Consider the following 12,230-nt stretch of genomic DNA (forward strand, 5'->3'; position numbering starts at 1 on the left):
ATTCGTTACAGGGCCTGGTCGGGACGTTCCCGTCATGTCATGATCCGCTTCATGGATCCCCTCGGCCTCGACGGCGCCTGGCTGCACACCCCGGCGATCCACGGCGACCACCGCGGCGCCTTCCTGGAGTGGTTCAAGCAGGACGCGCTCGACCGCCCCATGGACGTGGCCCAGGCCAACTGCTCGATCTCGGTCAGAGGCACGCTGCGCGGCGTGCACTTCAGCGACGTGCCGCCCGGCCAGGCCAAGTACGTGACCTGCGTGTCCGGCAGCGTGCTCGACGTCATCGTGGACGTGCGCACCGGCTCGCCCACCTTCGGCGAGCACGTCGCCGTCGAGCTGGACGACCGGCGGCGGCGCGCCGTCTACATCGCCGAAGGGCTGGGGCACGCGTTCTTCGCGCTCAGCGAGTCGGCCACGGTCGTCTACCTGTGCTCCACCCCGTACGCGCCGCGGCGCGAGCACGGCGTGCACCCCCTCGACCCGGCGCTCGGCATCGACTGGCCGTCCGGCGTCGAGCCCGTGCTGTCGGAGAAGGACGCGGCGGCGCCCATGCTGGCGCAGGCTGCTGAGCAAGGGCTACTGCCCTCCTACGCCGGCTGCCTGGCTCACTACGCCTCCCCAGGCGGCCACCAGGTGGGGCCACGCGGCGTCTAAGGCCGTGCGCCAGTCGCGCATCGGCACCGGCGGCCGCCAGGCGCCGTCTCCCAGCACGCTGTAGGCGGGGCGGCGGGCGGGCCGCGGGAAGCCGGCCGTGCTCACCGGCTCCACCAGGCCGGGATCGGCGCCGGCCAGCTCGAAGATCCGCCGGGCGTAGCCGTACCAGCTCGTCGTGCCCGCGTTCGTCACGTGGTAGACCCCCGGAGGCAGGTGGCCCGCGCCCAGCAGGATCAGCCGCTCGGCCAGGTCCACGGTCCAGGTGGGCTGGCCGACCTGGTCGTCCACCACCCGCACCGGCGCGCCCTCGGCCGCCTTGACCGCCATGGTCCTGGCGAAGCTGCGGCCGTGCGCGCCGTACAGCCACGCGGTGCGCACCACGTAGTGGCCGTGGCCGAGCGCCGCCTGCTCGCCCGCCAGCTTCGCCCTGCCGTAGGCGTTGAGCGGGCGCGCCGGGGCGTCCTCCGCGTACGGCGTGCGCGCCGTACCGTCGAAGACGTAGTCGGTGGACAGCTGCAACAGCCGCGCGCCCACCCGGGTGCACTCCAGGGCCAGCCCGGCCACCGCCGTGCCGTTGACCGCCATGGCCCGCGCCTCGTCCCGCTCGGCGGCGTCCACGTCCGTCCACGCCGCGCAGTTGACCACCACGCCGGGACGGACCGCGCGCAGCGCGGCGGCCACCGCGCCCGGATCGCACACGTCCAGCTCCGCCCTGGTGAACGCGTGCACCGACGCGCCCGGCACGCCCCGCAGCAGGCGCGTCAGGTCCCGGCCGAGCATGCCGCCCGCGCCGGTCACGAGCCACCTCATGTCCCCGCCCACCAGCCGGGATTGTCCCGATACCACCGCACGGTCTCCTTCAGCCCCTGCTCGAACGAGATCCGGGGCCGCCAGCCGAGCGCGCGCAGCTTGCGGTCGTCGAGCGAGTAGCGGCGGTCGTGCCCCTTGCGGTCGGCGACGTACTCGACCATGTCCCAGCCCTTGCCGCAGGCTTCGAGCAGCCGGGCGGTCAGCTCCTTGTTGGTCAGCTCGGCGGTGCCCGCGATGTGGTAGACCTCGCCGGGCTCGCCCACGTCGGCGACCAGGCGGATGCCGGCGCAGTGGTCCTCGACGTGGATCCAGTCCCGCACGTTGCCGCCGTCGCCGTAGAGCGGCACCTTCCTGCCGCGCAGCAGGTTCGTGATGAACAGCGGGATGATCTTCTCCGGGTACTGGCGGGGCCCGTAGTTGTTGCCGCAGCGGGTGATCGAGACGTTGAGCCCGTGGGTGATCGCGTACGCCTGGGCGATCATGTCGCCGCCCGCCTTCGACGCCGCGTACGGTGAGCGCGGCCGCACCGGCGCGGACTCGTCCCACGAGCCGATGTCGATCGAGCCGTAGACCTCGTCCGTGGAGACCTGCACGACCTTGGGCACGCCCGCGTCCAGGCACGCCTGCAGCAGCGTCTGGGTGCCGAGCACGTTGGTGCGCACGAACTCCGCCGCCCCCTCGATCGAGCGGTCGACGTGGGACTCGGCGGCGAAGTTCACCACGAGGTCGTGGCCGGGGACGATCCGGCTCAGCAGCTCGGCGTCGCACACGTCGCCGTGCACGAACCGGTGCGGCACCCCCTCCAGGTTGGCCCGGTTGCCCGCGTACGTGAGCTTGTCGAGCACCGTCACGTCCGCATCGCGCAGCCCGCGGACGAACTGGGACCCGATGAAGCCGGCCCCACCCGTAACCAGAACGCGTTTCATGTACCGATCTGCACCTTGCTGTGATCGCCCAGCACGAGACGGTGGGCCTTGGGGGTGGTGACCGAGGCGGTCACCTCGACATGGTGGCCTATCAGGGACGATTCGATCCTGCCCACCCCCGCGATGGAGGTGCCCCGCAGCACGATCGAGTAATCCAGCTCGCTGCCGGTGACCGTGCAGTCCGCGCCGACGGAGGTGAACGGGCCGACGTAGCTGTCGCGGATGCGGGTGCCCGCACCGATGATCACCGGGCCGACCACGCGGGAGCGCTCGACCACCGCGCCCTCTTCCACCACCACCCGGCCGATGATCTCGCTGGCCGCGTCCACCACGCCGTCCACGCGCCGTTCGAGCGACTCCAGCACCAGCCGGTTGACCTCCAGCATGTCGGTGACGTTGCCGGTGTCCTTCCAGTAGCCGGTGATGACCGACGCCTCGACGTCCAGGCCCGCCTCGATCAGCCACTGGATCGCGTCGGTGATCTCCAGCTCGCCCCGCCACGACGGCTTGAGCTCCGCGACCGCCTCGTGCACGGCCGGGCTGAACAGGTAGACGCCGACCAGGGCCAGATCGCTCTTGGGCACCGCCGGCTTCTCCTCCAGGCCGATCACCTGACCCCGCGCGTCCAGCTCGGCCACGCCGAACTGCCGCGGATCGCCGACCTTCGTCAGCATGATCTGCGCGGCCGGCCGCCGGGCCGCGAAGCGCGCCACCTGGTCCTTGATGCCGCCGACGATGAAGTTGTCGCCCAGGTACATGACGAAGTCCTCGTCGCCCAGGAACTCGCGGGCGATCAGCACGCCGTGCGCGAGCCCCAGCGGAGCCTCCTGGCGCAGGTAGGTGACCTCGAGCCCGAACGCCGAGCCGTCGCCCACCGCGGCCTCGATCTCCGCGTGCGTGTCGCCCACCACCAGCCCCACCTCGCGGATGCCGGCCTCCGCGATCGCCTCCAGGCCGTAGAACAGCACCGGCTTGTTCGCGACCGGCACGAGCTGCTTGGCCGAGGTGTGGGTGATGGGCCGCAGGCGCGTGCCCGACCCTCCGGCGAGCACGAGTGCTTTCACGCTAGTACGCCCCTTCTCCACGGGTGACGACGGACCAGGTCTTCCACAGGATCTGCAGGTCGAGGATGAGCGACCAGTTCTCCACGTACCGCAGGTCGAGCCGGACGGACTCGTCCCAGGTCAGGTCGGAGCGGCCGCTGACCTGCCACAGGCCGGTCATGCCCGGCTTGACCACCAGGCGGCGGCGCACGTCGGCACCGTAGGCGGCGACCTCTTCGAGCAGCGGCGGGCGCGGGCCGACCAGCGACATCTCGCCGCGGATGACGTTGAGCAGCTGCGGCAGCTCGTCGACGGAGTAGCGGCGCAGGTAGGCGCCTACCTTCGTGATGCGTGGATCGTTCCTTATCTTGAACAGCACGCCGTCGAACTCGTTGGCGTCGAGGAGCTCGGCCTTGCGCTGCTCGGCGTCGGCCACCATCGTACGGAACTTGTAGACCCTGAACTCCTTGCCGTCCTTGCCCACCCTGGTCTGGCGGAACAGCGCGGGACCCGGGCTGGTCAGCCTGATCAGCACGCCCACCGCCACCAGCGGCAGCGCCAGCACCACCAGGGCCGTGCCGGCCACCACCCGGTCGAAGACCGACTTCACGAACTGCTTGGCTCCGTTGAACTCCGGATGCTCCACGTGCAGCAGCGGCATGCCGGCCACCGGCGTGATGCTGATGCGCGGGCCCGCCACGTCGAGCAGCGCGGGCGCGACGAACAGGTCCGTCCTGTCGGCCTCCAGGCTCCACGCCAGCCTGCGCAGCGCCGCGCCGTCCAGCTCCGGGCAGGCCAGCACGGCCACCGCGTCGGCCCGTGTGCGGGCCACGACGTCCGCCACGTCGGCGAACGAGCCCAGCACCGGGATGCCGTCGAGATCGACGTCCCGGTCACCGGAGGGCAGGCAGGCGCCCACCACCTGCATGCCGTGATACGGCTGCCTGCGGAACTGCATGACCAGGTCGAGTATCGAGTCGCGGTGCCCGACCGCGATGACCTGGCGCATGTACTCGCCGACTTCCCTGCGCCGGTGCAGGTGCTTGCGCATCCTGTAGCGGTATAACAGCGTCGCGAGCAGGCCGAGCGGCAGCACTCCCATGACGAAGCTGCGCGCGATGCCGGTCTGCGTCACGTACGCGCCGATCGCGACCGCGGCCATCAGGCCGACGCCGCCGTTGAAGACGGCTTTGAACTCCTCTGTGCCCTCGCCGTTGGCCCGCCGCCGATACGCTCCGCCCAGGGCGAGCGCGGCCGGCCACGACAGCACGAGCGCGGATCCGAAGGCGAACTCCACGACGGGGATGTACGCGCCGTTGAGCCACCGGATTCCCATCACGACACCGCATGCGCACAGCGCGCATAAGGTGTCGCCGAGTAACAAGGTACGTAAGTAGGCCCTTGTCCAAATGCTGGATCGCCGGCCCGGCACGGCCCCAAGGAGCACGCCGGCAGACCCCTTAGTCCCCACCCTCATCGTGACCACCCTGACAACTCCGGTACCGCAGCAACATGACGTCTTGCGACACATGGGTTGAGAAAGGCCCATGCCTTATCAAGGGCGGCGGCCCCCACTAAAGACTAAAGATCAGATGAAAGCTGGGAAACACCGGTAAATGTCCACATTAGGACGCGAGTTATCGGTGAGCCGGGGTTGACGGAACGATCCAAAAGATGCAAAGCACGAACGCCGCCGTACACGGCGCACGCCTCGTCGAGGCCATGCCGCGCGGACGCAAGGCCGGTCCGTGTCGAGCACTCACCGTAGACGGCGGACACCTCGTAGGTGACGCGCAGTCCCACCCCTCCCCGTCGCACCGGCGCCATCGCTCTCGCAGGAGGGACGGCGCCCACCCCGGGCCGGGGCTGTCGTGCCGGGGACCTGGCGGGACGGACCGGCCGCCGGTCGAGGTCGGGCCGCGCGACGCAAGGCCGGTCCCGGTCGAGGTCCGGCAGGGGTGGGCAGGGCGTAACACGTGGACTAGTCGTATTCGAGGTCGGGGAGGGCGGAAGGCGGGTCGGGGCTGCGCCAGACGACCACGACGCCGTCGCGGGGCGAGTCGGCCGCCACCTGGAGCCGGTCGATGTCGAAGTCCGGCAGATAGCGCAGGCGAGCGAGAAACGTGGCATCGGTCGCATCGCGCGGCACCACGCAGCCCTCGCCGTCGCGGTCGAGCAGGACGTAACGCACCTCTTCCCCCGGCCCCGCGACGACACGGACCTCGACCACGTCCTCCCACGCGAGCGCCTCGACGCTCCCGTCCGCGTAGTGACGGGCAACGCCCTCTTCCGTGACGTACACGTAGGAGTCCGGCATCGAATTGCCGTGCATGGCCGCGATTCTTGCGACTGACGGCCGCTTCCCGCAAGGGTCCGTACTCAATGGTGCTGGTGGGAAACGGGCTCGCCGGCGCCCCAGGAATGGCTCAGGTGTTCGGCGACCACCTTGCGGGCGGCCGCCTCAGGGCCTTCGGCGATCGCGTCGAGCAGCGCCCGGTGCTCGCTGACCAGCACGTCCCTGTCCTTGTACACCTCGCGCAGCCGTACCAGCCCCAGCCTGGTCTCGGCGGCCAGGGCGGAGTAGAGGCGTACGAGCCGCGGGCTGCCGACGGCCTCGATGAGCGCCTGGTGCAGGGCCATGTGCTCGGCCACGACCGCCGACCACGGCGCGTCGGCGGGCAGCGCGGCCATGCGGCCGAGCGCCTCCTGGGCGGCGGCCACCCTGCTCCCCGACAGCGCCTGGGCCATCAGGTCTTCGAGCGGCCTGCGGACGTACATGAGGTCGTTCAGATCCGAGATCGTCACCTCGGGGACGTACGCGCTGCGGTTGCGCTCCCGTTTCAGCAGCCCCTCGTGGACCAGCACCGCCAGCGCCTCGCGCACGGTCGGCCTGGCCACCCCGTACGCCGCGGCGATCTCCTGCTCGGGCAGCGGCGTGCCCGGGGAGATCTCGCCGGAGAGAACCCTGGCACGCAGGGCGTCGGCCAGCGCGTCGACGGTCGAGACTGGTTTGAGAGGCTGGTTCACGGCAGCGACTCTAGTGCCCTTTCGCGCCGCCTCTCGGGCAGAGCCACCACCACCAGCGCGATCGCCAGCGCCACGAGGCCGGCGATGGACACCAGGCCGAGGCGTTCGTTCAACACCACGACGCCGAGCAGCGCCGCCACCGCCGGCTCCGACAGCGCCAGCGTGGCGGCCGTGGCCACCGGCGTGCTGCGCAGGCCCCTGCCGTACAGGACGTAGGACAGCGCGGTGGTGCCGAGGCCCAGGTAGGCGACCGCGAGCAGGCCCTTCGGGTCGGCCAGCCATGACACGCCGTTCAGCAGCAGCACCGGCAGCATGATGACCGCGGCGCCGCCGAACAGCACGCCCATCACCGCGTCCGACTCGGCTCCCCTGCCGATGGCGCGGGAGGCGCTGACCGCGTAGAACGCGTACAGCAGGCCGCCGAGCAGCGCGAACGCCACCCCCGCCGCCTGGCCGCCCGGTGCGCCGGACGGTGCGCCGCCGTCGTCGCCGCCCGCCAGCAGGGCCGCGCAGCCGCAGATCGCCGCGGTCGTCGCCAGCGCCCAGCGCGCGTTCGGCCGCTGCCCGTGCAGCAGCCACGACAGCAGCCCGGTGAAGACGGGCCCGCTGCCGATCGCCACCACCGTGCCGATCGCCACCCCGGTGCGGCTGACGGCGGCGAAGAAGCAGAGCTGGTACGCCGCCACCGCCACGGCGGCGAGCAGCAGCGACGGGCTGACCGCCCGCTTGAGCCGCGGCCCGGCCAGCAGCGCCAGGGCCATGCCGCCGATGACCAGGCGGGCCGCGGCCAGGGCGACGGAGTCGGCGGAGACGAGCAGGCCCGCCGTACCGGCCGTGCCCCAGAGCACGGCGGCGGCCACGACCGCGAGAGGTCCGTTCTTCATGCGGGCCAGTGTACTGTCTGATTGTCAGACAATCGTATTCAATACCTGGTCGATGAGCCGCCCCGCCGCCTGCGCCACCTCCCCCGCGTAGTCGTCGAGCAGCGCCAGCGCGTCCTCGATCTCGGCGAAGGTCTCCCTCGGCAGCGTCATGAGCTCATCGGCCTCCGCCGTCACGCCGCCCTCCACCTCGAAGCCACCGCCCGTGGCGGCGATGGACACCTGAAAGGCGACCTCGCGCCCGTCGGGCAGAATGAACAGCGTGCCGACCCGCGCGCCGGCCGGGGGCATGAGGTACGAGAACGGGGCGCTGCGCACGAAGGGGTGCCGTAATTCCGCGAGAATCCCGGCGGCCCGGCTGAGGGCCTCCAGCAGGTTGGCCGCGGCCAGACTCTCGCCGTCCACAGCCAAAGCCTAGATCAGCCCACCCTCCCCGACCACCCACACCCTCGTCCCCACCCGCTTGAACGCACCCCGCAGCCGCCCGCCGGCTCCCGGCCGCTCCTGCGAGCACACCCCCGGCGCACACCAGCCCCGGCCGGCAGCCGCCTGATAACGCCGTGGCTTCTCGTACGCGCATCTTTCTCTCGCCCCGCCGCCATCGCGGTCACGGACCCGAAGCCGATGCCGGTCAGTCCGCAATCGGGCTGCCAAGAGAAAAGGGGATGACAACTGCGTGACTCGGCGTCCTTACGCGTCACCGAAACGCCATCCGGCGCGCTGGGAGACAAGCCGCCGCTGTGTTTTCGGTTTCCCTTTTCACAAAGTCATCGCGCCATTCGGGGTAACGACAAGGGAAAATGCGGCACTTCGCTTTTCCCGGTCGCCGTACGTGATCAGGGAATCGCTCTGGCGAGAGCGAATACGGTCGCGGAGGCGAGGCCGGCGCGTTCCAATGAGGCGGCCTGCCGGTCGCCGTTTCGAACCGCGCCGAGAAAGCGATTAGCGCCGATATGCCGGCGTCCCCGCGAAACGCCACCCGGCCCCGGCGTTCCGAGGACCGGCAGGAGCGGCCACGATCGCCCCACCGCCGATGGCAAGCGCCCAACCGTTCCACATCACCCCACCGCCGATGGCAAGCGCCCAACCGTTCCACATCACCCCACCGCCGGTAGCAAGCGCCCGGCCGTTCCGCATCACCGCTGGCGGCAGGCGCCGGCCGTTTCGCATCACCGCCCGATCAGGCGCCGGCGAGTGCCATCCGGCGCGCCCCGGCCCCGACCGGCTCGCGTCATCGCCCGGTCAGGGGCCCTGTCCGAGGACCGGCGGTGTGATCAGGGGTAGTCGTCGGTGGCGAGGCGGGCGTGGCGTTCGACGTCGTACCGTACGCCCTCGTAACAGAGCCGCCCGCGCTCGATGCCCTCGGCCAGGAACCCGGCCTTGACGGCGACCCGGCACGAGGCCGGGTTGTTCGTACGGTGCCCCAGCTCCAGCCGGAACAGCCCGCGCTCCTCGAACGCCCACTTCGCGAGCAGCCTGGTGCCCGCCACCGCGATCCCGCGCCCTCTGGCCTCGGGCACGACCCAGTAGGACACCCAGCCGTTGCGGTGGTCGTCGATCCTGGTGACCGCGACGTTGCCGACGACCCGCTCTCCGTCGTCGCCCTCCTCGGTGATGGCGAAGGCGTGGCCGACGCCCTCCCATGAGGCGATCCATCCGCCGGCGTCCTTGAGCGTGACCACCGGCCACGGAGCCTGCGTCCGCATGTCGGGAGCCTGGAAGGCGCGCAGCACGACGGGGGCGTCGTCCTCGCGCCACTCGCGCAGCCGGACGTTCAAGAGGGGCATATTGTCGGACATTACCCTGATTGCACCCGTTGTCCGATCGGGTGGGTCGCCTCGAAGTCCTCCACGAGCTGCCTGGGCGCGGTCAGGGACCACGCCTCGACCACCAGCTCGAACAGCTCGTCGGCGTCGATCTTGTCGAGATGCACCACCACCCAGCCGAACCGCCCGGCGGTGAACTGCACCTCGAAGACCTCAGGACGCTCGTTGACCAGCGCGATCTGCTCCTCGACGGTGGCCTTGAGCCCGACGGTCTCGGTGGCCTCCCACAAGTAGCCGAAGCCCTTGTCGCGCACCTTGATGCCGACCCACTCGCCCCCATGGTGCATGCGCACCTCGGGCAGCTCGTCCAGCATCGCCAGGAACTCATCCACGGTCACACCCATGCCCGCCTGTGTACCAGACGGGTCCGACAGTTCCGGCCGCAACGTTAAGCAGTCGCTCAAAACGGGCCTCCCAAGCCCTTGAGCAGTCGCTCAAATCGTCGTACGGTCGATTTAAGCACTCGCTCAAACCCCTTGAGGACGTGCGTCATGCGCATCTACGTCGAGACCCTGATCAGCGCCGACATCGACCAGGTGTGGCGGACCACCCAGGACCTCGCCCTGCACCAGCGCTGGGACCTGCGCTTCGGCCGCATCACCCCGCTGCCGTCCGGCCACATGCGCTACTCGACGCTCGGCATCAGCGGCACGGCCGTCGCCACGGGAAACCGCGATGGCCCCGGCGGCACCCGCACGTCAGCGCTGCGCTTCGGCTCCACCCACCCGCTGTCCCCGATCCGCTCGGGCTCCGGCTACTGGCGCTACCTGCCCACGCCCAACGGCCTCCGCTTCCTCACCCTGTACGACTACCGCCCCCGCGTGCTGCCCGGCCGCCTCATGTGGTGGGCCACCGCCTGGTCGTTCGACCGGCTGCGCCTGTGGCTGGAGACCGGCCTCACCCCCGAGCGCGCGCTGCTCCGGGCGCTCGCCGAGGTCGCCGTACGCGGGGCCGCCGTCGCCGCGGCCGGCCTGGCCCTGCCCCTGTGGGCGGCGCTGACGGTGCTGGCGGCCGCCGTCCTCTGGCCACCGCTCCCCGGCACCCCGGCCGCCCGCCGCTGCCTGCGCCACCGCCCCACCGCGGAACACCGCCGCGCCACAGAAAACCGCACCACAGAAAACCGCACCACAGAAAACCGCGTCGCCGCAGAGGACCGCGCCGCCGCAGAACACCGCCCCACCACACAGCAGCGCCCCACCACGGAGCAGCGCCCCGACTCAGAGCACCGTCCCGCTTCAGAGCACCGATCCCGTCTGGAGGCACCATGCCCTCGATCTTCCAGCGCGCACTCGGCCCCCGCTTCGACCGCCTCCACCCCCAGCTCCAGCGCCGCTTCGGCGTCGGGCTCGACTCCGGGGAGGCCTGCATCGGCACCGGCGTGATGAGCCGGGTCTGGAACGCGGGCCTCATCGTCCGCCCGTTTCTCGCCCTCGGCAGCCGCCGCAACATCCTCGCCACCGACACCGGCCGCAACGTGCCGTTCCGCATCGAGAACTACCCGTACGCCGACTCCTACGGCCGCGAGACCGTCACCTTCGTCCGCACGTTCCCGCACAGCCGCTTCGACGCCACCATGATCTACGACAAGGAGCGCGGCGAGATCGTCGACTACCTGGGCACCCACCAGCACCTCGCCGTGCCGCTGGCGCTCTCGGTCGACGACCGCGGCGGCCTGATCATCCGCTCCGGCCCCCAGCGCCTGCTCGGGCCGCTCGCGCTGCCCGTGCCCGCCGCCGCCACCGGCACCGCCGTGGTCACCGAGCACTACGACGACCGGGCCGAGCGGTTCAGGGTGGCGGTCACCGTGACGAACCCGCTGATCGGCCGGTTCTTCGGCTACTGGGGCAGCTTCACGGTCACGTACGTGGACGTCGCGGAGCACGGCGTTCCCGCTACGGTGAGGCCCAGACGGGAGGAGGCCCGTCGCTGACTGCACTCGGAGTGGAGCGGTGGCCGACACGCGTACGAAGCTGCTCGAAGCGGCGCTCGAGGTCCTCAGCACGTCCGGCATGTCCGGGGCGTCGGCGCGCACCATCGCCGCCGCGGCGGGCGTCAACCAGGCGCTGGTCTTCTACCATTTCGGCAGCGTCGACCAGCTGCTGTCCGCCGCCTGCGTGCACGGCTCGACCCGCCGCGTCGAGCGCTACCGCGAGCGCTTCGCCGCCGTCACCACCCTCCGCGAGCTGCTCGACCTCGGCCGCGAGGTGCACGCGGAAGAGGCCGCTGAAGGCAACGTGGCCGCGCTCGCGCAGCTCCTCGCCGGCAGCCAGAACGACGAGAAGCTCGCACCCGCCGTGGTCGCCGGGCTCAACCTGTGGATCGCCGAGGTGGAGCAGGCGCTCACGCGGGTGCTGGCGGGCTCGCCGCTCGCCGAGTTCGTGGACGTGACGGGGCTCGCCAAGGCGACCGCGGCCGCGTTCGTGGGCCTGGAGCTGTACGACGGCGTCGACAGCGACGGCGCGGCGCAGGCGCTCAACGCCCTCGACGAGCTCGCGGGCCTGGTGACGGCCCTGGAGGACATGGGGCCCGTGGCGCGCCGCGCCGTGCGCGCGAGGCTCACTCGTAGTATCGGGCCTCGATCACGTTCCCGTCGGGATCAGGGAAATAGATAGTCTCCGGGGCGATGCCGCACGCCCCGAACGAGTTGGTGCCGGTGCCGGTGATCTCTACCTCGTGTTTCTTGAGACGCAATTTGAGAGCGTCGAAATCCTCTTTCCCGAACGCCAGGCAGAAATGGTTGACCGGGTGCCCGGCGCTGCCGTGAACCCCGGTGCCCTCGTCCACGCCGCGCATCGCCTCGAACGACATCAGGTCGAGGATGCAGTCGGGCGTGATCCGCACGCTCGGGAACGGTGCCTTCCCCTCACGGAACTCCTCGGCCCGCACCCCGGGCAGCCCGATCACCTGCTCGTAGAAATGGAGCGAGGCGAGCTGATCGGAGACCCAGCAGACGAGATGGTCAAGGCGTACGCGCATGAAAACACCTCCGCTTTCTTTCCAATATCCTTTCTTTTTTTCGCCGTGTCCACCTGCCGAGGTGGATGTCCTTAGGATCGAAAG

15 protein-coding genes are annotated in these 12,230 nt (G+C 70.8%); 4 read left to right on the plus strand and 11 right to left on the minus strand.

Annotated elements, in window-relative coordinates; genetic code table 11:
- Positions 1-51: 51 nt before the first annotated feature.
- Positions 52-657: a dTDP-4-dehydrorhamnose 3,5-epimerase family protein gene (locus ACGFIM_RS15305; RefSeq protein ID WP_393200386.1), complete on the plus strand. Its 606-nt coding sequence runs from the start codon at positions 52-54 to the stop codon at positions 655-657.
- Here ACGFIM_RS15305 and rfbD read toward each other — a convergent pair.
- From rfbD to ACGFIM_RS15355, 10 genes are all read right to left on the minus strand, one after another.
- Entirely contained in the window at positions 580-1,467 is an 888-nt protein-coding gene (gene rfbD / locus ACGFIM_RS15310) for a dTDP-4-dehydrorhamnose reductase (protein ID WP_393200388.1), read from the minus strand. The genes ACGFIM_RS15305 and rfbD overlap by 78 nt on opposite strands.
- Positions 1,464-2,393, minus strand: coding sequence for a dTDP-glucose 4,6-dehydratase (gene rfbB, locus ACGFIM_RS15315; protein WP_393200390.1), 930 nt, complete (start codon positions 2,391-2,393; stop codon positions 1,464-1,466). Before rfbB ends, rfbD begins: the two co-directional genes overlap by 4 nt.
- A complete protein-coding gene (locus tag ACGFIM_RS15320; RefSeq protein WP_393200392.1) occupies positions 2,390-3,457 on the minus strand; it encodes a glucose-1-phosphate thymidylyltransferase in 1,068 nt (355 codons plus the stop codon). Before ACGFIM_RS15320 ends, rfbB begins: the two co-directional genes overlap by 4 nt.
- Position 3,458: 1 nt before the next feature.
- Positions 3,459-4,913, minus strand: a complete 1,455-nt coding sequence (locus ACGFIM_RS15325; protein ID WP_393200394.1) for a sugar transferase — start codon at positions 4,911-4,913, stop codon at positions 3,459-3,461.
- Positions 4,914-5,417: 504 nt separating this feature from the next.
- On the minus strand, positions 5,418-5,768 hold the full coding sequence (locus tag ACGFIM_RS15330) for a hypothetical protein (protein WP_393200396.1): 351 nt from the start codon (positions 5,766-5,768) through the stop codon (positions 5,418-5,420).
- A gap of 47 nt (positions 5,769-5,815) precedes the next feature.
- Complete coding sequence (locus ACGFIM_RS15335) at positions 5,816-6,463, minus strand: GntR family transcriptional regulator (protein ID WP_393200398.1); 648 nt, start codon at positions 6,461-6,463, stop codon at positions 5,816-5,818.
- Positions 6,460-7,347, minus strand: a complete 888-nt coding sequence (locus ACGFIM_RS15340) for a DMT family transporter (protein ID WP_393200400.1) — start codon at positions 7,345-7,347, stop codon at positions 6,460-6,462. The genes ACGFIM_RS15335 and ACGFIM_RS15340 overlap by 4 nt, the downstream gene beginning before the upstream one ends.
- A 24-nt stretch (positions 7,348-7,371) precedes the next feature.
- On the minus strand, positions 7,372-7,749 hold the full coding sequence (locus ACGFIM_RS15345; protein WP_393200402.1) for a hypothetical protein: 378 nt from the start codon (positions 7,747-7,749) through the stop codon (positions 7,372-7,374).
- 869 nt (positions 7,750-8,618) lie between these two features.
- The gene (locus tag ACGFIM_RS15350; protein WP_393200404.1) at positions 8,619-9,131 is read right to left on the minus strand and encodes a GNAT family N-acetyltransferase; all 513 of its coding nucleotides are present in this window, start codon (positions 9,129-9,131) and stop codon (positions 8,619-8,621) included.
- Between the two features lie 11 nt (positions 9,132-9,142).
- Positions 9,143-9,514, minus strand: a complete 372-nt coding sequence (locus ACGFIM_RS15355) for an MmcQ/YjbR family DNA-binding protein (protein ID WP_393200406.1) — start codon at positions 9,512-9,514, stop codon at positions 9,143-9,145.
- A gap of 147 nt (positions 9,515-9,661) precedes the next feature.
- Here ACGFIM_RS15355 and ACGFIM_RS15360 point away from each other — a divergent pair, with 147 nt between their 5' ends.
- From ACGFIM_RS15360 to ACGFIM_RS15370, 3 genes are read left to right on the plus strand one after another with little or no spacing between them, the layout of a single operon-like run.
- Positions 9,662-10,552 carry a hypothetical protein gene (locus tag ACGFIM_RS15360; protein WP_393200408.1) on the plus strand — a complete coding sequence of 297 codons (891 nt, stop codon included), beginning with the start codon at positions 9,662-9,664 and terminating at the stop codon, positions 10,550-10,552.
- Positions 10,435-11,100, plus strand: a complete 666-nt coding sequence (locus ACGFIM_RS15365; protein ID WP_393200410.1) for a DUF4166 domain-containing protein — start codon at positions 10,435-10,437, stop codon at positions 11,098-11,100. The genes ACGFIM_RS15360 and ACGFIM_RS15365 overlap by 118 nt, the downstream gene beginning before the upstream one ends.
- Positions 11,101-11,119: 19 nt before the next feature.
- The gene (locus ACGFIM_RS15370; protein ID WP_393200412.1) at positions 11,120-11,782 is read left to right on the plus strand and encodes a TetR family transcriptional regulator; all 663 of its coding nucleotides are present in this window, start codon (positions 11,120-11,122) and stop codon (positions 11,780-11,782) included.
- On the opposite strand, the gene ACGFIM_RS15375 is transcribed toward ACGFIM_RS15370, so the two are convergent.
- Positions 11,727-12,146 (minus strand): VOC family protein, encoded by a 420-nt coding sequence (locus tag ACGFIM_RS15375; protein WP_393200414.1) that lies wholly within the window; start codon positions 12,144-12,146, stop codon positions 11,727-11,729. The two genes, ACGFIM_RS15370 and ACGFIM_RS15375, sit on opposite strands and share 56 nt — an antisense overlap.
- Positions 12,147-12,230 lie beyond the last annotated feature (84 nt).

Origin of the sequence: Nonomuraea sp. NPDC049309, assembly GCF_043196965.1 — a bacterium.
GTDB classification, from domain to species: Bacteria; Actinomycetota; Actinomycetes; order Streptosporangiales; family Streptosporangiaceae; genus Nonomuraea; species Nonomuraea fastidiosa.

Coding starts and splice junctions, on each gene's coding strand:
- ACGFIM_RS15305 (WP_393200386.1), top strand. CDS start 52: ATGGATCCCCTCGGCCTCGACGGCGCCTGGCTGCACACCCCGGCGATC.
- rfbD (WP_393200388.1), bottom strand. CDS start 1,467: ATGAGGTGGCTCGTGACCGGCGCGGGCGGCATGCTCGGCCGGGACCTG.
- rfbB (WP_393200390.1), bottom strand. CDS start 2,393: ATGAAACGCGTTCTGGTTACGGGTGGGGCCGGCTTCATCGGGTCCCAG.
- ACGFIM_RS15325 (WP_393200394.1), bottom strand. CDS start 4,913: ATGAGGGTGGGGACTAAGGGGTCTGCCGGCGTGCTCCTTGGGGCCGTG.
- ACGFIM_RS15330 (WP_393200396.1), bottom strand. CDS start 5,768: ATGCACGGCAATTCGATGCCGGACTCCTACGTGTACGTCACGGAAGAG.
- ACGFIM_RS15340 (WP_393200400.1), bottom strand. CDS start 7,347: ATGAAGAACGGACCTCTCGCGGTCGTGGCCGCCGCCGTGCTCTGGGGC.
- ACGFIM_RS15350 (WP_393200404.1), bottom strand. CDS start 9,131: ATGCCCCTCTTGAACGTCCGGCTGCGCGAGTGGCGCGAGGACGACGCC.
- ACGFIM_RS15355 (WP_393200406.1), bottom strand. CDS start 9,514: ATGGGTGTGACCGTGGATGAGTTCCTGGCGATGCTGGACGAGCTGCCC.
- ACGFIM_RS15360 (WP_393200408.1), top strand. CDS start 9,662: ATGCGCATCTACGTCGAGACCCTGATCAGCGCCGACATCGACCAGGTG.
- ACGFIM_RS15365 (WP_393200410.1), top strand. CDS start 10,435: ATGCCCTCGATCTTCCAGCGCGCACTCGGCCCCCGCTTCGACCGCCTC.
- ACGFIM_RS15375 (WP_393200414.1), bottom strand. CDS start 12,146: ATGCGCGTACGCCTTGACCATCTCGTCTGCTGGGTCTCCGATCAGCTC.